Consider the following 20,002-nt stretch of genomic DNA (forward strand, 5'->3'; position numbering starts at 1 on the left):
TCAATTCTCCGTCCAAATATTTATACGCTGATTTATTCTTTATTCAGATGTTTTAGATAATATTGCAGATAGTAGTTTATATTGGAGATTTTAATGTTGCGGTAAATTATGCCGGCTGTAATGTTGTTGCTGTCGTACCAGTCAGTATATTTTCCTCATTCTCATTTTGTCTGCTTCTTTCACATTAGCGAGATAGGATTGTCGCCACAGATTTAAATTATTTTGATTTGGAAACATTTTCTCAGTAATATTTTTTTAATGAATTAAACTTGGATTTATCTTTACAATTTTTGATTTTGCCATCGAATCGGCGTAATCTTGTTTTATAGTGTGTAACGTAAAAGTAAAGAACTTTTTCTATTAGTTCTTTATATTTTTTTCTGTTGTTTTCTATTTATTTTGCTACTTTTCGTCACAACCATAAGGAACCAGATGTGCCGACCAACCGCCGTCTTTTGCTTTTAAATATGCAGATATGGGGTTATCTTTGCCGCTCACCAACTGCGCTGAAGCTACTTTGCTTTCTATGTAATTAATCCCAGCTGCAATTGTCGCCAGAGAAAAGACAATGGCAGAAGCAGGTCCAAATAATTCTACTGCATTTGCAATTGCAAATTCCATAATCCCAAATTGCATAACGGATGCAGCTTCAACCATAGCCGCGGTTAGTCTTGTTGCTCCTGTGAAAGTATCTTCTTCTTTTGGAAACATTGAACCTTTTACATTGTACGTTGCAGCTGCAGAGTAAACTAGAATCTGAGGATATTTTATTCCCAGTAATTTTGCGAATAACGGTCTTTTATTATTACTTGTTTTTTGACGGAGAATAACTTTGACTTTTTGTTTATTGAAAGTATTTCCCTCGACGAGCCATGAATGACTGTCTTTTTTATACTCTTTCTTTTCCAAAAAATGAAAATGCTTATCAAAACTCAAATAAATACACCGATTAGTCGTAGAATAATATTTTATACCTTTTGAATTTCTTCTTAAACCTAAATTGTTTTCAAGTTTTACAGGAGATAATATGACGTTATAATCTTTGCTTAAGTTATCTATTGTAGGCACGCCGTAATAGTAAGCATAGTATCCTTTTATAGTCATATCCTGAATTTTCTGCAAAGTATTGATAATTTGTTTTATCTTTTGCACCCCGCTGTTGCTTTTCTCACCGAATATTATACCGGTCTTGTGTTTAAAATCTGACAAAGGATTTTCAAAGTGAAGATTCATTGTTGCGGGAAATCCGCCTATAATGTCAGTAGAATAGGAAGCCAACTGTATTCCTCTCGGATTCATTCCAAGAGACAGAACTACTCCCATAAGATAATTTGTTTCTCCGAGAAGATTTAAAACTCTGGCTTTACACGTAGCCAGCGATAGAGCTATATTGTCTGCTTCGTTTTGCATTGTCATTCTGTTCCTTATAAGATGAGCTATATTCAACATCATTGCCCAGCTGATGACAAGTATTATCACGAAAACTAAGAAATAATATAGTGTTTGTCCCTTATGACAAAATAACTTATGCTTACAAAAATTGATTTGCCATATATCAATTCTTTTCAAATTTTTTTGCTCCCGGAAAAGCTTTATAATAGTATTCTTCATCAGGTGACGGAACCATTCTGTTTCTTGCTGACTGATATCTTCTATTTTTAAAAGAATTGCCTTTTGAGACTAAACTGCCGAACAGCACCCTGGTAAAATAATATATTTTAACCGTTTCTTTAGCTATAATTTTCCCGGAATGATCTCTTGTAGTTTTTTCGCCTTTCCAAATTCTTACGGATTTACTTTCAGGATCTGAAGAATTGGTATCCGCAAAAATTTCTTTGGAATCATCTTTCTCATATTTGTCAGATTCTTTGAAGTATTTTTCAACAGTTTTTTTGTCAGAAAAAACAAAATGTGAAGGGGTAAAATTACTTGTTCCAAGACTCGAAAAGGGATAAAAAAATTTAAGATAATTTTTTGCTCTCTTCTCCGCTTCTTCAGCACGCCATTTATTTCTTGTAACAGCTGCTGAACGCATTGCAACAAATGCAGCCTCATTTGCAATCATATCGTCAACAGCTATAATACATATCTGTATAAATGCAAACATTATAATGGTCGTAAATACAACTACAAACAACGCCTCAATAAGAGATTGTCCTTTATTTTTAACTGTATTTTGTCTCATTTAACATAACTCATTTGAGATCCAGACATCTTTGCAGCAGTCGCGAGCATTCCCGAAGTAGTAGAAACCCGTTCGTACTTTCCTTTCCAAAACTTTCTATAGATAGCGAAAATACTCGACGTTGCCATAAGCAAAACGACAAATACGAGCAAAAACTCTGTTGAAGTCTGCCCTTTATTTATTTTCATTATTGTTTTTCTATTAATTTTGTGGTGACAAAAATAAGTACATTTGTTTTTCCTTCAACATCTTCAGTACTTCTAAATAATGCCCCCAAAATTGGAATACTGCTTAAAAACGGAATACCTTTTTTATTTTCTGATTTTGTGGTTTCAATAAGACCGGCTAAAATCATTGTATCGCCGTCTTTTATTTGAAGATGCGAAGAAGCTTGTCTTGTTAATATTTCCGGATAGCCTGCAACAGAGACGCCTTTGTTAATTTTTGAAAGTTCAGCACTAATAACAATATCAATCATGTTATCTTTCATGACACTAGGAGTAATTTCCATTATTATTCCGTGTTTTTTCCATTCTACCGAAGATTTTTCGGTAATTGCGTTTGACGATACGACGGGGAATTCTCCGCCGACCATAAATTTTGCGCTTGTGCCTGATTTTGTAATAAGTTTAGGTTTTGATAAAATTTTTGCAGCACCGCTTTCTTCTAAAGCTTTAAGAGTCGCAGAGAACTTTGCTTCCCCTTTAAAAAAGTCTGGTGTGACGATGCTTGGGATATTGGGTTTGGTTGTCAGAGCTGTACCTATACCTTCAATATTGAATTCAATACCGAGTTCTTCTCTCTTGTTTTCGTTGATCTCAGTAATTTCTACAGCGATTTCAATCATCTGCTCTGAGGCATTCGCGAGAGCTGCAAAAAATAAGAGTAAAATAATAATTAATCTTTTCACTTTTGCCTTTTATAGAAAGGTTTGGGAACTGTCTTTACCTTTCTTCTATTATTATGAATTTCAATTTCCAGTTCCTCTGTCTCAGCGTTTGCCTCAATCAATGCCATACCTATCGCTTTTTTTAATGTGGGAGAGAATGATCCACTTGTTACATAACCGACTTTTTTATTACATGAAAAAACTTCGTTTGTATTTCTTGCGATGCCAGACAAGCATTCAAAAGCTATTAATTTTTTCATAGGATTGTCTTTTAAAAGCAGTAATTTATTTTTACCTATAAAATCGTTGTCCCAATTTATTGTTTTTTGGAATCCGACGTCAATCGGGTTAATCTTCTCGCTGATCTCGTGTCCGTGCAAAGGCATACAAGCTTCTAATCTCAAAGTATCGCGACAGCCAAGTCCGCATGGCTTTACGGAAAAACTCATAAATTTTTCCCAAAGTTCGACTATATGCTCTTGCGAGATAAAAATCTCAAAACCGTCTTCTCCTGTATAACCAGTTCTTGCAATTCTGCAAAAATCTGCATTTATATCTTTTAACTTTAATTCTGATACTGTAAAGTATTTCATGTTTGCAATATCAGTTTTAGAAATACCTCGCAATATTTCAACAGCTTTTGGTCCTTGTATTGCAATAAGACAAACATCACCGCTCATATTTTTTATTTCTGCTTTTCCTGTTTTATATTTGTTTAACCAATCAAAGTCTTTTTCAAGATTCCCGGCATTTACAACAATCATATATTCTTCACCGCTGAATTTATAAACTATAATGTCATCTTTTATACCGCCTTCTTCATTCAATATCATTGAATATCTTGCTTTTTTATCCGGCAGTCCCGATATATTCCCAAGTGTGACATAATCCAAAAACTTTTCGATGTTTTCTCCAATTACTGTGAAAATTCCCATATGAGCTGTATCAAACATCCCAACACTTGTTCTTACGGCATTATGTTCGTCAATAATTGACGTGTATTGTACCGGCATTTCCCATCCACCAAATTCCGTAAACTTGGCCCCAAGCTTTTTATGCTCGTCATACAGACATGTTCTTTTCATTTTTTTTGTGTTCCTCTTATTTATTTCTCATAAGTTACTCAAAAATCACGCTAGTCTTCTATTATTTTTATTTTATCATTGAATCTTTGCTCTATTTTCCACCCTTAATTTATTTTACAGGATATATTGTTTTTAGACAACTTGCCGGAAATATGAGTTGATCTGCTACCATTACATATGATTTATTTTTTGTTCACAGTTTTAAGTTATTAAGCTTTTCCTTTTTTTCCAAGCCTTGCGCTTTTTTATTCAAAGTAATACAAGCATCGTTAATCGTCTTAACGATCATCGTATATTTCATAAAAAAAAATGCCGACATAATTGCTTAAAAAAGAAACTGGCAAACTGCAAATCTAAAAAAGCATCAAGTACAGTAAGAGTTCTATTTGGACTAAATTTACTTCTCCACAATAAATGAGCATGTTTTACTTCTAAATATTGCGGTGCAAAGAATCTGTAATTAAAATATTTATGTTCTTCAAAAAATATTTTGATCCTTTTTTTTAGCCAGTTCCGTGCATTTTCCGAATGCATCTTCATAAGCATTTAGCAAACTTTCACTAAGCGATGGATGGAATATAGTTTCCCGCGAAATATGTTCCATGCCGCTTTTGAGAATCTGTGAAGCTGTACTTATAAGTTCGTCGGAATGCGCTCCGACAATCCAAAAAGCTAACGGTTTTTTTGTCGCTCTATCAACAGCACATTTTACAAAGCCCGCACGCTCATTTTCAATAAAAGCTCTGCCACTTGCAGTGAATGGGAATTTTCCAAAAACTATATCCTTATATTTTGAAAAATCTGATACTTTTACAGAAGAGCTTTGCGGCATTGCAAAAACAGCTTGAGGAACAATAAAGTTATCAGTTGCAATAGAATTTCCTTTAATTGCATTTTCAGCAGCTATAGCTCCTTCGTTCTGCGCAGTATACGCAAGTAAATTTTTTCCTGCGATATCTCCCACAGCATAGATATTATCAATATTTGTTTGACAAAACTTATTTGTTTCTATGAAACCTTTCTTTACTGTTTTAATTCCAGCAATTTCCGAACATAAATCATTGTTTGGCGTTCTGCCGGCAACTATCAGTACTTTTTCATATTTGTCTGAATTATCTAGTGCATTAGAACACGAAGTCAACACATCAACGCCTTGTATTAATAGATTTTTTCTTATTTTTTCCGATATTTCACTATCTTCGTTTGGAAGCAAGCAATTTTCATATTCAGCTAAAGTCACCTGACAACCGAATCCAGAAAATATCGTCGCCATTTCAATGCCTATCGCACCTCCACCGATTATAAGCATATTTTTTGGTATTTCCTTAAGGTTTAAAGCTTCTGTCGAACTTATTATTTTATTGCCGTCAAAAGCAAAATCTTTTATTGCTGAAGGTTTTGTGCCTGAGGCTATAATAATTTTATTCGCAAACACCTCGAATGCTTCATTTTTTGAGTCATTTAGAACTATAAGAGTATTTTTATTTTTAAATGAAACAGTGCCATTTATAATATCTATGTTATTGTATGAAGACAATATAGTTTCCATACCTTTTCTGATATTGGCAATATTCCTGTCTTTTTTTATGATTATATCCGCAAAAATGACAGGTTCTAAAGCTGCTTTAAAACCGTACTCATAAGATTTCTGAATTTTTTGTTTTGTTTTTAATGACTGCCATAGAAATTTCGTTGGAATGCATCCGCAGTTTAAACAAGTCCCACCCGTAAAAGATTTCTCTATTATTGCAATTTTTGCTCCAAGCTGCGCTGCTCTCACAGCTGCAGTAAATCCGCCCGGTCCCGAACCTATAACAGCAATATCATACTTATTCACGCTTATTTTATCCTCAATATAAGATTTTACTTAGAATAACTGATTTTGGTCATTTTTACTATTCATGAGTTCATAAAACAGTTTTTTCATCGAGGTAAAAAAGTTTGGCAGTCGGTATTTCCTTTTTGACACTTAACCGCACTCATTATATAACTTTATTATCTGGTATGTTTTGCTCTCATTTTTTACTATTCTTATGAAACCATTATACTTATCTTCTAAAAGTATTTCAATTTATCACTAAGCTTGGTCTGTGCTTCATTTATTGATATAAGCGTATATAAAAATTGCATTACTTTTTAAATATTCTCAGCAGTTCATTTACAGTTTCTTCAGGACTGAGAATTTTAACGTCGTCCTTACCGCCTCTCCTTGCTTTTAATTCTACGTTTCCTTCTGCCAAATTTTTTTCACTGATTGTTATTCTGTAAGGAATCCCCATCAAGTCAGCATCTTTAAACTTAATTCCGGCCCTTTCATCTCTATCATCAATTAAAACATCTAATCCTTTTGAAAACAATTCTTTATATATTTTCTCTGTTATCTCTTTAGTTTTTCCATTTGTATAATTTAGAGGGACAATTATGACTTCAAACGGAGCAATATTGTCAGGCCATATTATACCATTGTCATCATGAGATTGTTCTATTGTGGCGGCAAGTATTCTTGTAACTCCTATGCCGTAACAACCCATAATAATAAAGTTCTCTTTTCCGTTTGTATCAAGGTATGTGGCGTTCATTGATTTTGAATACTTGGTCCCCAGTTTAAAGGTATGTCCTATTTCAATACCTCTTGAAAATCTTAATTCTTCTTTTTTACATCTTGGGCAAGCGTCGCCGTGCATAATTTTTCTTATATCAGCAACTATATCTGCATTATAGTCCCTTTTGTAGTTTATATTTTTTACGTGGCAATCTTTCTTGTTTGCGCCGGCTACCGCATTTGATACTTCAATAACGGATAAATCAGCTATAATTTTTGTATTTTTAAGTCCTGCCGGACCTGCAAAACCTATCGGTGCATTTGTAACGGAAACAAGAGTCTGTTCGTCCGCGAGTATTACTTCATTTGTACCAAGCAGGGTCTGAAGTTTTATTTCGTTTATCTCATGATCTCCTCTCACTAAAACAGCAACGGGTTTTTTGTCTACAATATAAATCATTGTTTTTATAAATTTCTCAGGAGACAAATTCAAAAATTTTGCAACATCAGCGACAGCACCCACATTCGGAGTAAATACTTCTTCCGCAGTAAGCGCTCCTTCTTGCGATTGTTCGATTTTTAAACACTCGGCTTTTTCACTGTTTGCACCGTAACCGCAATTACACCATGCTATTTCTTCTTCGCCGGTATCTGCCAGAACCATAAATTCGTGAGAAAATGATCCTCCGATTGCACCCGATGCTGCTTCAACAGTACGGAACTTAAAACCACATCTTAAACATATGTTTGTATAGGCGTCAAACATGATTTTATAGCATTTGTCTAAATCAGCCTCGTCAACATGAAATGAATAAGCATCTTTCATTAAGAATTCTCTTGAACGCATCACGCCGAAACGCGGGCGGATTTCATCCCTGAATTTTGCCCCAAACTGATATAATATAATAGGAAGCTGTTTATATGATTTAATATCTTTTCTTACCATATCGGTTACTGCTTCTTCTGCGGTTGGGACAAGACAAAATTCAGCGCCTTTTCTGTCTTTGAGTCTGAAAAGTTCTTTACCGTAAACGTTCCATCTGTCGGTTTCGAGCCACAAATCTTTAGGAAGGATTAAAGGAAAAATTACTTCCTGTCCGCCAGCGGCGTTCATTTCCTGTCTTATTATATTTTCAATTTTTCTTAAAACTTTAAGTCCCAAAGGCAAAAATTCATAAACTCCCGACGCAAGTTTGCGTATCATTCCCGCTCTTATCATTAATTTTGCGGAGATTATATCAGCGACTGACGGAGCTTCTCTCAGTGTTGGAATAAGCATTTTTGAAAAAAACATAGAATCCTCCTGCAGCTCCGATTAAATAAAAACGGTTCTCGCTGTTGACGTATTTTCATTTTATAATCTTGATTTTCCATTCTATCGGCAGTTATCTGTAAATCTTCAATATTTTAAATTTTGTTTTGCCTGCGGGCAACTCAACTGCGACTGTCTCGCCGGCTGTATGCCCTAGCAACCCTTGCACAAGTGGTGACTGTACCGATATTTTGTTTGCAGCGGGGTCCGCTTCTTCCAAATCCACAATGGTGTATTTATAATCGTCTCCGGATTCATCCTGTATTATTATGGTAACGCCTATAAATACTTTATCAGAATCAATATTTTGTTCTTCAATAATTTTTGCACTAGCTATTTTTGAATTAAGTTCCATAATTCTACGCATGAGATTAGTGAGAGTTTCTTTTGCAGCATGATATTCAGCATTTTCTCTTAAATCGCCATGTTCCCTTGCTTTCGCAATCTCATCTTGAATCAAGGGTTTTCTCTTTTGAAGTTCTTCTAATTCTTTGATAAGTTTTTCTCTACCTTCTCTAGTTAAATAAATTTCTGCCATTTTCTGCTCCCAAAGTCATCTTAACTGTTATAATCTTTTACCATAGATATAATCTTTGCGACCCATTTATCAGGACTAACCTTTCCTATGATCTCGCCGTTTTTAAATAATATTCCCATATTTTTTCCACCAGCTATACCTAAATCTGCATCTTTTGCTTCTCCCGGACCGTTTACGATACAACCCATTAATGCTACTTTTACAGGCTTAGAAAGTCTTTTTAGATTTTTCATTGCAAAAGTTTTTTTTTCAATTTCTGAAACTATTTTTATCAAGTCAATTTCGCATCTCGAACAGGTGGGGCATGAAATAATCTCTATTCCCGAATTGCGAAGTTCCATAGATTGTAAAAGAGAATAAGCTGCTTTAACTTCTTCGACAGGATTTGCGGTAAGAGAAACTCTGACGGTGTCGCCTATGCCTTCGTACATCATTATGCCAAGTCCTGCTGCGGATTTTATAGTTCCGCTAAATATTGAGCCTGCTTCCGTTATTCCTAAGTGTAGTGGATAGTTTCTCTTTGAAGCAAAAAGCTTATATGCTTTTACCGTTATATCAATATTTGAAGCTTTTAAAGAAACAACTATATCTTGAAAATTGTACTTTTCTAAAATTTTTACATGTTCTATTGCCGCATCCGAAAGAGCTTTTGCACGTGAAGAATTATCAGAAAAATTATGAATTTTTTTTAGAGATCCTGCATTAACTCCTATCCTTATAGGAATACGCGCTTTTTTTGCTTCCTTTACCAAAACACCGATTCTATCTTTTGAACCTATATTCCCCGGATTAATTCTTAGCTTATCAACACCCTGTTTTATTGCTTCAAGCGCTATTGCGTAATCAAAGTGAATATCTGCGACTAATGGGATTTTAACGTTTTTTTTAATTCTACTTACGCTATAGGCGGATTCTATGTCGGGAAGAGAAATTCGTACGATTTCGCAGCCTGCTTCTTCGAGCTGTTTTATTTGTCTTACGGTAGCTTTCCAATCTCTTGAGTTTGTATTTGTCATCGATTGGACTGCAATGGAAGACCCGCCTCCTATTATAACACCGCCGATATTTATTTTTCTCGTTTCAATTCTTTTGTAAAATTTCATTTTTAAATTAAATCAAAATTCAACTTATAAATAAAATTATTCGTTTTTTTCTCATTTTTCAATTTTATGTGGTACGCTTATCAAACGACTATCTGGTTTAGCTCTATTAAGGTTCTTTCTGAAACATATGAAGCATATTTTTATTTATAGACGCTAGAGTTAAATTTTTCGTAACGTATGTTTCCTTTCAAAGTGGTGATAACCGAATATCGCGCGAAATCTGTTTCTGATATTGCCCGGAGATTACAACGACAGTGGGAATCAAAACGCTAATATTAATAGCTCGCTAATATTATGAAAAATCTAAACTTGCGAAATCGACGGTAGCGGTAGCGACACAATCTCTCCCGTATAAGCAACGAGAGAGATAGCCTGTAGATATTAGCGAAGACGCGTTTTGGCTAGACGTTCTTAGATATTCCATTATCATTTGAGCTTTCGCATATAGAATACTTTGCATAAACAGAAAAAGAGAGCAAGAATCCTAAACATCCAAAGAACCGTCTAATTGGTGAACAGGGAGTGGAGCTAGTCCGACGAGATACGGTCATTGTAAACAGAAATTCGAGATAGCGAGACTAAAGTTCGAAAATAGATAGAGACAGCGATGCCGGACGACTAAATCTAAAGGATATGTTAAAGTCTGTGAAAAGAGGAAACAGCTAGAAGATTCTTACCGTTCTGCTGTCATTCCTTTCCAAGAACAATCAGACGCAAAAGACAATGAAATCTACGAAGTAAATTCAAAAGGGTGGCGGCTAACACAAGCGGTATTGCAGTTAAAAGATATGCTGTCTCCCGAAATTTAAATAAAGCAGAGTGAAAAAATATGACTTCCAACCTTCTCGCGAGTTATGTGCGCGACTGGATTCTTTCTTATAGCGAGGATATGCCTTAAAAAATATTCATTTTTTCATAAATACTTGCCAGCGTCTAGCGACTCTCTTCTTAAAATCGCCTGACACCGCCATTTACTCCTGCTTCGCCGATATTGGGCGATGTGGCAAGCTTTACAGCAGATGAGATTTACGTTGATATCTCTGGAGAAAAATATAAATCAGAATATGCTCTAAACATCTTACAAATGCAACAGTCTATCAATTCCCAGACAATTCTTGTTATAAACTCAGAGACAAATACTAATAGACGCAACGAGGGGAGCAAACGATTGAAGGTTTTAAATTTCTTAATCAATTTCTTATAAAAATATCTGAGGAAATTTGGAAAAATTCAAAATCTCTCAGCCACTCCGACTGTTGTTCCTTTTACTTCTGCTTCTGCCCCACACACACAAGTTCTTTCGCTTCTTCTAGTTCAAGTGTGGAATAGAAAAAATGAGAAAAAAACGTTTTTGCGAATATATTCGGTTCATGCTGATATTTGTTTTAAAAAAATCTTATAAATTATACTTTATTGATTAATTTCTCTGCATATTGTCTCGACCATAAGTCAGCTTCAATAAAATTATCTAACGATGTATTTTCCGAAATTTTATGGGCTTTTACGGTTTTTTCAACAATTTTTGCAATATCCGTAAACTTTATTTCTTTGTTTAAAAAGGCGGCAACCGCCGCCTCATTTGCGGCGTTCATTACCGCAGGCATAGTACGGCCTTTCTTTGCAGTATAATATGCAAGCTTTAAACAGGGAAACTTATTAAAATCAGGCTTGTAAAATTCCAGCTTATTAATCTCGACAAGATTTAACGGCTTAATATTTGATGGCAGCCTTTCCGGATAAGTTAAAGCGTACTGTATCGGAAGTTTCATATCCGGATTTGAAAGCTGCGCTATAACGGAACCATCTATGTACTCTACCATTGAATGCACTACAGACTGCGGATGTATAGCAATTTCAACTTTATCTATAGGTATTCCGAAAAGAACAGATGCTTCAATAGCTTCAAGCCCTTTATTCATAAGCGTAGCGCTGTCAATCGTTATTTTTTTGCCCATCTTCCACGTCGGATGATCTAAAGCCTGTTCGGCTGTTATTTTAGAAAAATCTTTATCATATTTATAAAATGGACCGCCGGAAGCCGTAAGAATTATTCTTTTTATCTGTGATTTTTTCTCGCCTGCACAGCATTGAAATATTGCCGAGTGCTCGCTGTCAACAGGAAGCACTAAGACGCCGTTTTCGGCAGCAAGTTTCATTATATAACTTCCCGCCATAACAAGCGTTTCTTTATTTGCGACAGCAATATCTTTCTTCGCTCTTATTGCTGCTATAGTGGGCTTTAAACCGATAGTTCCGACGACTGCGATGAGAATCATGTCGGCTTTCGGCATTGTTACAAGTTTCTCAAGTCCCGTATTTCCGCTATAAACATCGGTTTTTATATTATTTGAGACACACCATTTTCTTAAATTTTGAGCATCAGAAGAATTGTTTACGGATACTGCTGCAGGCTTAAATTTTCTAATCTGCGATTTTAAAATTTTTACATTAGAACCAATGGCAAGACCTTCAATAAAAACATTATCTTTCATTTTAGAAACTATATTAAGAGTCTGTCTGCCTATGGAACCAGATGAACCTAAAACCGTTATTCTTTTCATTTTAAGAGTTGTAAAGCGTAGTACATTGCAGGAGCGGCAAACATATAAGAGTCAAATCTGTCAAAAACTCCACCATGCCCGGGTATAATTTTTCCGGAATCTTTAACACTACCATCTCTTTTAATAAGCGATTCGGCAAGATCTGAAAATTGCCCCACAACAGCAACTACGAGACCAAGTATTGCGGCATTCTGCAGAGTTAAAATATCACACATAAATATATATCTACAAGCAACTGCCGCTAAAATGCCGAAAACAATTCCTGCCGCTGTGCCTTCTAACGTTTTTTTAGGGCTGACATTTTTTGCAAGTTTGTGTTTCCCAAAGACTTTCCCGAAAGCGTAAGCCATAGTATCTAAAGTCCAAACGACTATAAAGATGAAAAATGTAAGTTTCATACCGTTGGTTAAATTGCGTATATAAACTATGTGCATTAAAGTAAGCGGAATAAAAAAAGCTCCTAAAAAAGATGATGCTATTCTGCCGATGCATAGGACGGGGTTTTTTCCGAAAACCTCAATTCCGAAAAGAACGAGCATTATTGTAACAGCAGCAACCGCGACTTTATTTACCGGGATATCTTTGAAAAAATATAAAAACACAAAAAACGCAGCAGCCATTACTAACGACACAACGTTGTGCGGATTATATTTTTTTGAAATTATCAAATATTCATGAACGCACAAGAACGATATTATAAGCATCATTATATAAAACGGAACATTTCCGCAGTATACGCACATAAGAATAAGGGGCATTCCAATAATAGCTGTCAACATTCTAGTTAGTAACATCGCAAACTCTAAAAATTATATTTTAATGGCAGATCAAATTTACTACAAATATCTTGATTTAATTTATAGTTACGAATTGCTGATTACATCGTGCTTAGCGATCACGAAAAGAGTCGTAAACTGTAAATACAAAAACAACTGTGGTAGTCAGACATATAAACTGCCTGAGACGATACGTATAAACTTATTTAAAAGACAACAGTCTTTCTGATAAAGCAAGAAGATATCTTTATGAAAATGCTATATAATCAGCGACACAATCGCTATTGCTGTCATAATCCGCCAAAACGCCTTTCTCTTTTTTGAAATTCCGATATCGCGATCTCTAAGTCTTGTTGTGTAAAATCAGGCCATAATTTACCTGTTACGTAAATTTCAGAATACGCTATCTGCCACAGAAGAAAATTTGATATTCTGAATTCTCCTGAAGTACGAATAAGCAAATCTGGATCAGATTGTCCCGCAGTATACAAAAAAGACGAAACAATTTCTTCCGTAGGCTTTTTTATACCATGCTTTGACATCTCTTTGAAAGCATGTATAAGTTCTTGCCTCGCTCCATAATTTAAAGCTATATTTAATTCAAGTCCCGTATTTTGAGATGTAGTCTTGCGTGCATTTTCAACTTCAATTCTTATAGTTTCAGGAAATTTTGACAAATCTCCAAGTATTCTCAATTTAACGCCTAAACTACTTAAATCTTTTAATTCTTTTTTTATAAACTGTCTGAGTAAAGAAAATAATATTTTTATTTCAGATTGCGGTCTTTTCCAGTTTTCAGTAGAAAAAGCATATAGTGTCAAAACTTTGATTCCAAGACTGCTTGCAGCCCTGACAATATTTTTTATAGTTTTAACACCTTGTTTATGACCGAAAGCTCTGGGTAAGGATCTTTTCTTTGCCCATCTGCCGTTCCCATCCATTATGATAGCTACGTGTCCGGGTATCAAAAAAATTCCTTTATTGTTTAGAAATAGCACTTACCGGACAGGTCGATTCGCATGCTCCACATCCTTGGCAAAGCTTAGTATCAATTTCGTATTTATCGCCGTTCTCTTTAATAGCCGAAACAGGACAATTTCCGGCGCATGCTCCGCATCCCACGCAAGTATTTGCATCAATCTGATAGACCATTATGTTCTCCTGATTTTATTTATATCTGCATAACTTCTTTTTCTTTAACCGCTATATTGTCATCTATTTTCTTTATATAATCGTCGGTAATTTTCTGAGCTTTAGCTTCAAATTTCTTCTTATCGTCTTCAGTTATAACTTTATCTCTCTCAAGCTTCTTTATATTTTCAACCAAAATTCTTCTTTCATTTCTTACGGCAATTCTGAATTCTTCCGCCATCCTGCCTACAGATTTTGCTATCTCTTTTCTTCTCTCCTGCGTAAGAGAAGGGACAGAAATACGTATGAGTTTTCCGTCATTTACCGGAGTCATTCCTATGTCGGCTTTAAGTATCGCTTTTTCTATTGCGTTTAACTGCGAAACGTCCCATGGTCTTATTTCTATTGTTTTTGCGTCGGGGATGCTAATAGCCCCAATCTGATTTATAGGCATGAGAGAACCGTAACTTTCAACTTTTATTCCCTCTATTATAGCACTGCTTGCCCTGCCGGTTCTTATTGAAGACAATTCGCATTTTAATCTATCTATAGTTTTTTTCATAGCTTCTTCTGACGCTGAAAAAAAACTCTGAACTTGCATTTTATGCCTCCACCGTTGTACCTATTTTTTCCCCGTTTAAAACTTTCTTTAAATTACCATCTTTATAAAAATCAAACACGGTAATTGATATATTTGTCTGCATGCACAATGAAAAAGCTTCAGAATCCATTATTTTTAAATTTTTATCCAAAGCCTCTTTAAAAGTTAAAGAATTAAACTTTATGGCATCTTTATTTTTTTTGGGGTCTGCACTATAAACACCGTCAACCTGCGTGGCTTTCAATAACATATCAGCTTTTATTTCTGCGGCTCTTAAAGCGGCGGTGGTGTCCGTCGTGAAAAAAGGATTGCCCGTACCGCCTGCAAAAATAACCGTATTCCCTTGTTCAATGCACCTAATAACTCTTTCTCTGTTAAAGTTTTCGACAAAACCGCTTACACCGTTTGCCGAAAATAAATTTGACTTCATGCCAGCTTTTGCCAGAGCATCGCTTAAAGCAAGAGAGTTCATAACAGTTACAAGCATTCCCATTTTATCTGCAGTAACTCTTTCTATAAACTTGCATGCGCCTCTCCATATATTTCCCGCGCCAATAACAATTGCAAGTTGTACCTTACTGCGAGTGACGGCTGATTTAATTTCGTTTACGGTTCTTGAAAGACTGTCTGCGCTTATTAAAGACGAGTCACCAGAAAGAGATTCTCCAGAAAGTTTTAAAAGCACTCTCTTTGCAGGCATTATTATTCTTCTCCGAGTTTAAATCTTGCAAATCTTTTTATTATTATGTTCTCGCCGATTTTTGCAATGGCATTTGTCACCAAATCTTTTATTGTCTCTTTACCGGAAATATCTCTTATATAGATTTGGTCGTACAAACATACTTGAGTGTAAAATTTTTCAATTTTACCTTCAATAATTTTATCGTAGATTTTTTCTGGTTTACCTTCTTCCTTAAGCTGGGCTTTATAGATTTCTTTTTCCGCATCAAGAACGCTTGCAGGAATTTGTTCGCGCGAAATATAGGTAGGAGCAGCTGCAGCGACTTGCATTGCAATTTCTTTAACTAAATTCTGAAAATCTTCCGTTTTTGCTACAAAATCAGTTTCACAGTTTACTTCAATTAAAACACCCAGCGTACCATTGCCGTGTATATATGAATAGACAAGTCCTTGTTTTGCGAGTCTTCCCGCTCTTTTAACAGCTGATGCTATGCCTTTTTCCCTAAGCCATTGGCAGGCTCTGTCTATATCGTCATTTGATTCTTTTAATGCGTTCCTGCAATCCATTATTCCTGCACCTGTCATCTCTCTTAACTTTATTATAAGCTCGGTTGACATTATTTTGCTTCTCCTTCTCGCGTGTTTTCCTCTTTTTCCACAGTCGATGTCGCTTCTTTTACATCGTTTTTTTCTTTCTTACTGGCAATATCTTTACCTTCCAAAACAGCGTCTGCGATAATAGAGCAGAAAAGCTTTACGGCTCTTATGGCATCATCATTTCCGGGGATAGGATAATCAACCAGATCCGGGTCACAATTTGTGTCACAGACTGCAACAATCGGGATTTTGAGTTTTCTTGCTTCTAAAATAGCGGTTGCTTCTTCGTGAGAATCTACGACAAACATAAGTCCCGGAAGATTTGACATATTTTTAAGTCCTTCCAAAGATTTTTCGAGTTTTGTTCTCTCCCTTTCAATTTGAGACTGTTCTTTTTTTGAAAGAAGTTTAAAAACTCCATCCTCTTTCATCTTTTCTATTTCTTTATATCTTGCGATTGATTTCTTCAATGTTTCAAAGTTTGTAAGCGTTCCGCCAAGCCATCTTTCGGATACAAAATATGCTCCGCAACGCAATGCTTCTTCTTTTATGGTAAGCTGCGCCTGTTTCTTTGTTCCTACAAATATTATGCTTTTTCCTTCAGAGACGAAATCTCTTACAACTCTATAATTTTTTTTCAACTCTTTGAGTGTTTTCTGAAGGTCAACGATGTGAATTTTGTTCCTTACTCCAAAAATGAATTTTGCCATTTTTGGATTCCATCTTCTGGTTTGGTGTCCAAAGTGGACGCCGGCTTCCAGCAAAGCTTTCATTGTAATGTTTGCCATATTTTTCTCCTTCGGTTTTTTGCTGCGTTTGCAATGCAGCTTCCGCTCTTAGACAGCTTATATTTCTGTCTCACGGCTTCCACAATCTTCAATCTCCGAAACCCCAAAATTCGGTTTTAGAACTTAAACTTTAGGGACCTTTGGCAAATCCGACTGTGTGTTTATTTAATATGTTTTCCCCATGTAAATATCTATTATTTTATCAAAAAAAGCTTCGTTTTTCAAGAAATCTATCATTAATAAGTGAATACAACTTTCTAAGAGGCGAAAATACGGATTAAGTTTATCTAAACAATATACTTTTTTACCATACAGCGTTAATTTAATTTGCTTGTAATATGCGTTTTCGTCTTTTCCTTTTGGGTATCATTAATTTGTCACAGTTGATTTAGACAGCTCTTCTCCGCAGTTTTGTTTTATCCGGTAATTTAAAGTCTTTTGGTAAAATATTAGCAGTACGGCGAGATTAGTTAGCGATAGATTTTCATTACGTTTTTCTCGCCACCGATGACAGTGTATTTTATATGACAGTTAAAATTGCAATTGGCGTGTTTTCTTTGTCTGTTGATAAGTTAACAATAAGTTTAATCTTTTTTTAAGATTTCGTCGGTGATACTTTTTCCGTATCCGTTGTGTAAACAAATCGGTTTATGCAACTTCCGCTATGTTTTATTGTTGATTTGGTTCGAGATGTCTCGCTGCATATTGCGTTTTTGCCGGTGAAAATGATGAAGGTACGACGATTGTAGATGCAACAATTGATGTTATAAAATTTTTTGGCACAATTTTTTAATCTTCTTAAAATTTAAATAAATCTGACAAAACATTTTACATAAATCCCAATCGTGATTGTCTTATGTTTAAGGACGCGTCGTTATGAGTTAAATAAATTTTTTAGGTCTTTTAAATAAAAGTTATGAAATCTCTATGGATTTTTATTGACTGTTCTGAAAAATAAAAGATATTTGATATTTGAAAAACAGTATTTTAAAATCAAAGATTTTTTAACAGATACAAAGGAATAAACTAATAAAACTTTTAAATTCCTGCTGCCAAATATTTTTGCGTCGTCAATTGCGAATTCTCCGTATGTCGGCGCCGAGTTTTTTAAACTTTTTTTCAAGCATATCATATCCTCTGTCCAAATGGTAAATTCTTGAAACTGTAGTCTTGCCGTTTGCGGCAAGTCCGGCTAAAACAAGAGCCGCTCCGGCTCTTAAATCCGATACCATTACCGGCGCTCCCGAAAACTTTTTAACGCCTTTTATATTCGCGGTTTTACCGTCTATCGCTATATCAGCGCCGAATCTCTGAAGTTCGGCGACATGCAGAAACCTATTTTCAAAAACATTCTCTTCTACGCATGATTTCCCGTTTAAAAGACACATTAAAGCCATCCATTGAGCCTGAACGTCGGTGGGAAACCCCGGATATACTTCCGTCTTTACATTTTGCGGTTTTAAACTTTTTATCCACTTTACGAAAATTGTATCCTTCGTTTCTTTAATGTACAATCCGCATTTTTTCAAGTTATCATTTACAGATTTTAAATGCTGAGGAATGACTTTTTTAATAATAATTTCGCCTTTGGTAATCGCCGCGGCAATTACATACGTAGCAGCTTCTATCCTGTCGGGAATTATCTCGTGCGTAAAACCATGAAGTTTGTCCACGCCATCTATTGCAATCTTTTTTGTTCCTGCTCCCGTCACTCTTGCTCCCATTTTCTTTAAAACTTCTGCCAAATCTTCTATTTCCGGTTCACAGGAGGCATTAGTAATTGTAGTTTTACCTTTTGCTAAAACTGCGGCAAGCAATATATTTTCTGTCGCGCCGACGCTTGGAAATCTAAAGCTTATCTGTGCACCTTTTAGTCCGTTGCCGGCAAAGGTTTTTACATAACCACCTTCTACCGAAATCTCAGCGCCTAATTTCTTAAATGCGTCCAAATGCATATCTACAGGTCTTGCGCCTATAGCGCATCCGCCGGGCAGCGATACGTTGACTTTTTTAAGTCTTGCAAGCAAAGGACCCATTATTAAAACGCTTGCACGCATTTTTCTTACTAAATCATAAGGTGCTATATGCTTGTATTTATCTGAAGAATAAGCTTTTACTGTATTTCCTTCTTTAACAGTTTTTTTACCTATAAAATTTAAAAATGCTACCGTCGTCTCTATATCAGCAAGAGAAGGAATGTTCTTTATTGTTGCGGGGTCATCTGTGAGCAGAGTGGCAAACAATATGGGCAACGCGGAATTTTTTGAACCTGACACAATAACTTCACCTTTTAACTTCTTGCCGCCATATATTACTATTTTATCCATTTACAATTCCCAATGACGCGACTGTAAGCTCAGTCTTTTAATTCCTTTTTTTGTCACTTTATATTTAACGACACTAATAGTGATGTTAAAAAATAATCTGAGATCAAAATAAAAACCATTGAGGACATAACGGAACTTGTAGTTGCTTTCCCAACGCCTTCCGCTCCTCCTTTTGTATTGAAACCTTTGTGGCATGCGATTATTACGATAATCAAAGCGAAAAAAGACGATTTTATAATTCCGTGAAAAAAAGTCTTTATCGTCATAAAGTCCAAAACTTCAGACCAATATGAGCTTGGAGAGACTTCCCATAAGTTTGTTGTTAGAGTCATCCCGCCGTATACTCCGATTATGTTGGCAATTGCCGTGAGCGCAGGAAGCATAAAAAAACAAGCTAAAAATCTTGAAACGGCAAGAAATCTTACCGGATCTGTGCCGAGCGTATATAAAGCGTCAAGCTGCTCTGTAATTTTCATTGTGCCGAGTTCTGCCGTAATTGCGGCACCGACTCTTCCTGTTACAACTATTGCCGTAAGAACAGGTCCTAGTTCTACAACTAGAGAAAAACCCGTTATCGTGCCGACATAAATAGGCTCATTGAAAAGATTTGTGGTTGCAGAGCCTGTTTGAAGAGCCAAAACCATTCCGGTAAAAAAAGATGTGAGCGTTATTATGGGAATAGAGCGCCATCCAATTTCAACCATTTGTGAAATAGTGTTTTTTACGGGTATGCTGCCTTTGAATATCCATAAAATTGTCTCCGCTGTCATTAAAACTGCTTTTCCTAGTCCCTCTAACGACGGAACAAAAATTTTAGATGGTATCATTTTGCTTATTTTCATCTTAGAAAGTTTTGTTTTTATAAATTTTATCGTATTCCCTTTTA

General features: G+C 35.5%; 19 protein-coding genes. All 19 read right to left on the bottom strand.

The genetic code is table 11. From position 1 onward, the window contains the following. Window positions 1–402: 402 nt before the first annotated feature. Window positions 403–1,569, bottom strand: coding sequence for a hypothetical protein (locus tag LE179_RS03255; protein WP_374128939.1), 1,167 nt, complete (start codon window positions 1,567–1,569; stop codon window positions 403–405). Then, window positions 1,556–2,185, bottom strand: a complete 630-nt coding sequence (locus tag LE179_RS03260) for a hypothetical protein (RefSeq protein WP_374128940.1) — start codon at window positions 2,183–2,185, stop codon at window positions 1,556–1,558. Before LE179_RS03260 ends, LE179_RS03255 begins: the two co-directional genes overlap by 14 nt. Next, window positions 2,182–2,373 carry a hypothetical protein gene (locus tag LE179_RS03265; protein ID WP_374128941.1) on the bottom strand — a complete coding sequence of 64 codons (192 nt, stop codon included), beginning with the start codon at window positions 2,371–2,373 and terminating at the stop codon, window positions 2,182–2,184. The genes LE179_RS03260 and LE179_RS03265 overlap by 4 nt, the downstream gene beginning before the upstream one ends. Beyond that, window positions 2,373–3,095 (bottom strand): hypothetical protein, encoded by a 723-nt coding sequence (locus tag LE179_RS03270; protein ID WP_374128942.1) that lies wholly within the window; start codon window positions 3,093–3,095, stop codon window positions 2,373–2,375. The genes LE179_RS03265 and LE179_RS03270 overlap by 1 nt, the downstream gene beginning before the upstream one ends. Further along, a complete protein-coding gene (gcvT, locus tag LE179_RS03275; RefSeq protein ID WP_374128943.1) occupies window positions 3,092–4,159 on the bottom strand; it encodes a glycine cleavage system aminomethyltransferase GcvT in 1,068 nt (355 codons plus the stop codon). Before gcvT ends, LE179_RS03270 begins: the two co-directional genes overlap by 4 nt. A gap of 478 nt (window positions 4,160–4,637) precedes the next feature. Continuing rightward, a complete protein-coding gene (locus LE179_RS03280) occupies window positions 4,638–5,996 on the bottom strand; it encodes an NAD(P)/FAD-dependent oxidoreductase (RefSeq protein ID WP_374128944.1) in 1,359 nt (452 codons plus the stop codon). Window positions 5,997–6,288: 292 nt separating this feature from the next. Then, the gene (locus LE179_RS03285; protein ID WP_374128945.1) at window positions 6,289–7,995 is read right to left on the bottom strand and encodes a proline--tRNA ligase; all 1,707 of its coding nucleotides are present in this window, start codon (window positions 7,993–7,995) and stop codon (window positions 6,289–6,291) included. 91 nt (window positions 7,996–8,086) lie between these two features. Continuing rightward, window positions 8,087–8,551: a transcription elongation factor GreA gene (gene greA, locus LE179_RS03290; protein WP_374128946.1), complete on the bottom strand. Its 465-nt coding sequence runs from the start codon at window positions 8,549–8,551 to the stop codon at window positions 8,087–8,089. A gap of 20 nt (window positions 8,552–8,571) precedes the next feature. Further along, complete coding sequence (ispG, locus tag LE179_RS03295; protein WP_374128947.1) at window positions 8,572–9,654, bottom strand: flavodoxin-dependent (E)-4-hydroxy-3-methylbut-2-enyl-diphosphate synthase; 1,083 nt, start codon at window positions 9,652–9,654, stop codon at window positions 8,572–8,574. A 1,403-nt stretch (window positions 9,655–11,057) separates the two neighbouring features. After that, window positions 11,058–12,215, bottom strand: a complete 1,158-nt coding sequence (locus LE179_RS03300) for a 1-deoxy-D-xylulose-5-phosphate reductoisomerase (protein WP_374128948.1) — start codon at window positions 12,213–12,215, stop codon at window positions 11,058–11,060. Next, window positions 12,212–13,009 carry a phosphatidate cytidylyltransferase gene (locus LE179_RS03305; RefSeq protein ID WP_374128949.1) on the bottom strand — a complete coding sequence of 266 codons (798 nt, stop codon included), beginning with the start codon at window positions 13,007–13,009 and terminating at the stop codon, window positions 12,212–12,214. Before LE179_RS03305 ends, LE179_RS03300 begins: the two co-directional genes overlap by 4 nt. A gap of 272 nt (window positions 13,010–13,281) precedes the next feature. Beyond that, entirely contained in the window at window positions 13,282–13,989 is a 708-nt protein-coding gene (locus LE179_RS03310; RefSeq protein WP_374128950.1) for an isoprenyl transferase, read from the bottom strand. After that, entirely contained in the window at window positions 13,970–14,143 is a 174-nt protein-coding gene (locus LE179_RS03315; protein WP_374128951.1) for an indolepyruvate ferredoxin oxidoreductase subunit alpha, read from the bottom strand. Before LE179_RS03315 ends, LE179_RS03310 begins: the two co-directional genes overlap by 20 nt. Before the next feature lie 19 nt (window positions 14,144–14,162). Beyond that, window positions 14,163–14,684 (bottom strand): ribosome recycling factor, encoded by a 522-nt coding sequence (frr, locus tag LE179_RS03320; protein ID WP_374128952.1) that lies wholly within the window; start codon window positions 14,682–14,684, stop codon window positions 14,163–14,165. A 40-nt stretch (window positions 14,685–14,724) separates the two neighbouring features. After that, window positions 14,725–15,423, bottom strand: coding sequence for a UMP kinase (gene pyrH, locus LE179_RS03325; RefSeq protein ID WP_374128953.1), 699 nt, complete (start codon window positions 15,421–15,423; stop codon window positions 14,725–14,727). 2 nt (window positions 15,424–15,425) lie between these two features. Then, on the bottom strand, window positions 15,426–16,022 hold the full coding sequence (gene tsf / locus LE179_RS03330; RefSeq protein ID WP_374128954.1) for a translation elongation factor Ts: 597 nt from the start codon (window positions 16,020–16,022) through the stop codon (window positions 15,426–15,428). Continuing rightward, on the bottom strand, window positions 16,022–16,789 hold the full coding sequence (gene rpsB / locus LE179_RS03335; protein WP_374128955.1) for a 30S ribosomal protein S2: 768 nt from the start codon (window positions 16,787–16,789) through the stop codon (window positions 16,022–16,024). The genes tsf and rpsB overlap by 1 nt, the downstream gene beginning before the upstream one ends. Before the next feature lie 1,070 nt (window positions 16,790–17,859). Beyond that, window positions 17,860–19,116, bottom strand: coding sequence for a UDP-N-acetylglucosamine 1-carboxyvinyltransferase (gene murA / locus LE179_RS03340; RefSeq protein WP_374128956.1), 1,257 nt, complete (start codon window positions 19,114–19,116; stop codon window positions 17,860–17,862). A 53-nt stretch (window positions 19,117–19,169) separates the two neighbouring features. Next, on the bottom strand, window positions 19,170–19,958 hold the full coding sequence (locus tag LE179_RS03345; RefSeq protein ID WP_374128957.1) for an MlaE family ABC transporter permease: 789 nt from the start codon (window positions 19,956–19,958) through the stop codon (window positions 19,170–19,172). Between the last annotated feature and the right edge of the window lie 44 nt (window positions 19,959–20,002).

Origin of the sequence: Candidatus Endomicrobiellum agilis, assembly GCF_020328115.1 — a bacterium.
GTDB classification, from domain to species: Bacteria; Elusimicrobiota; Endomicrobiia; order Endomicrobiales; family Endomicrobiaceae; genus Endomicrobiellum; species Endomicrobiellum agilis.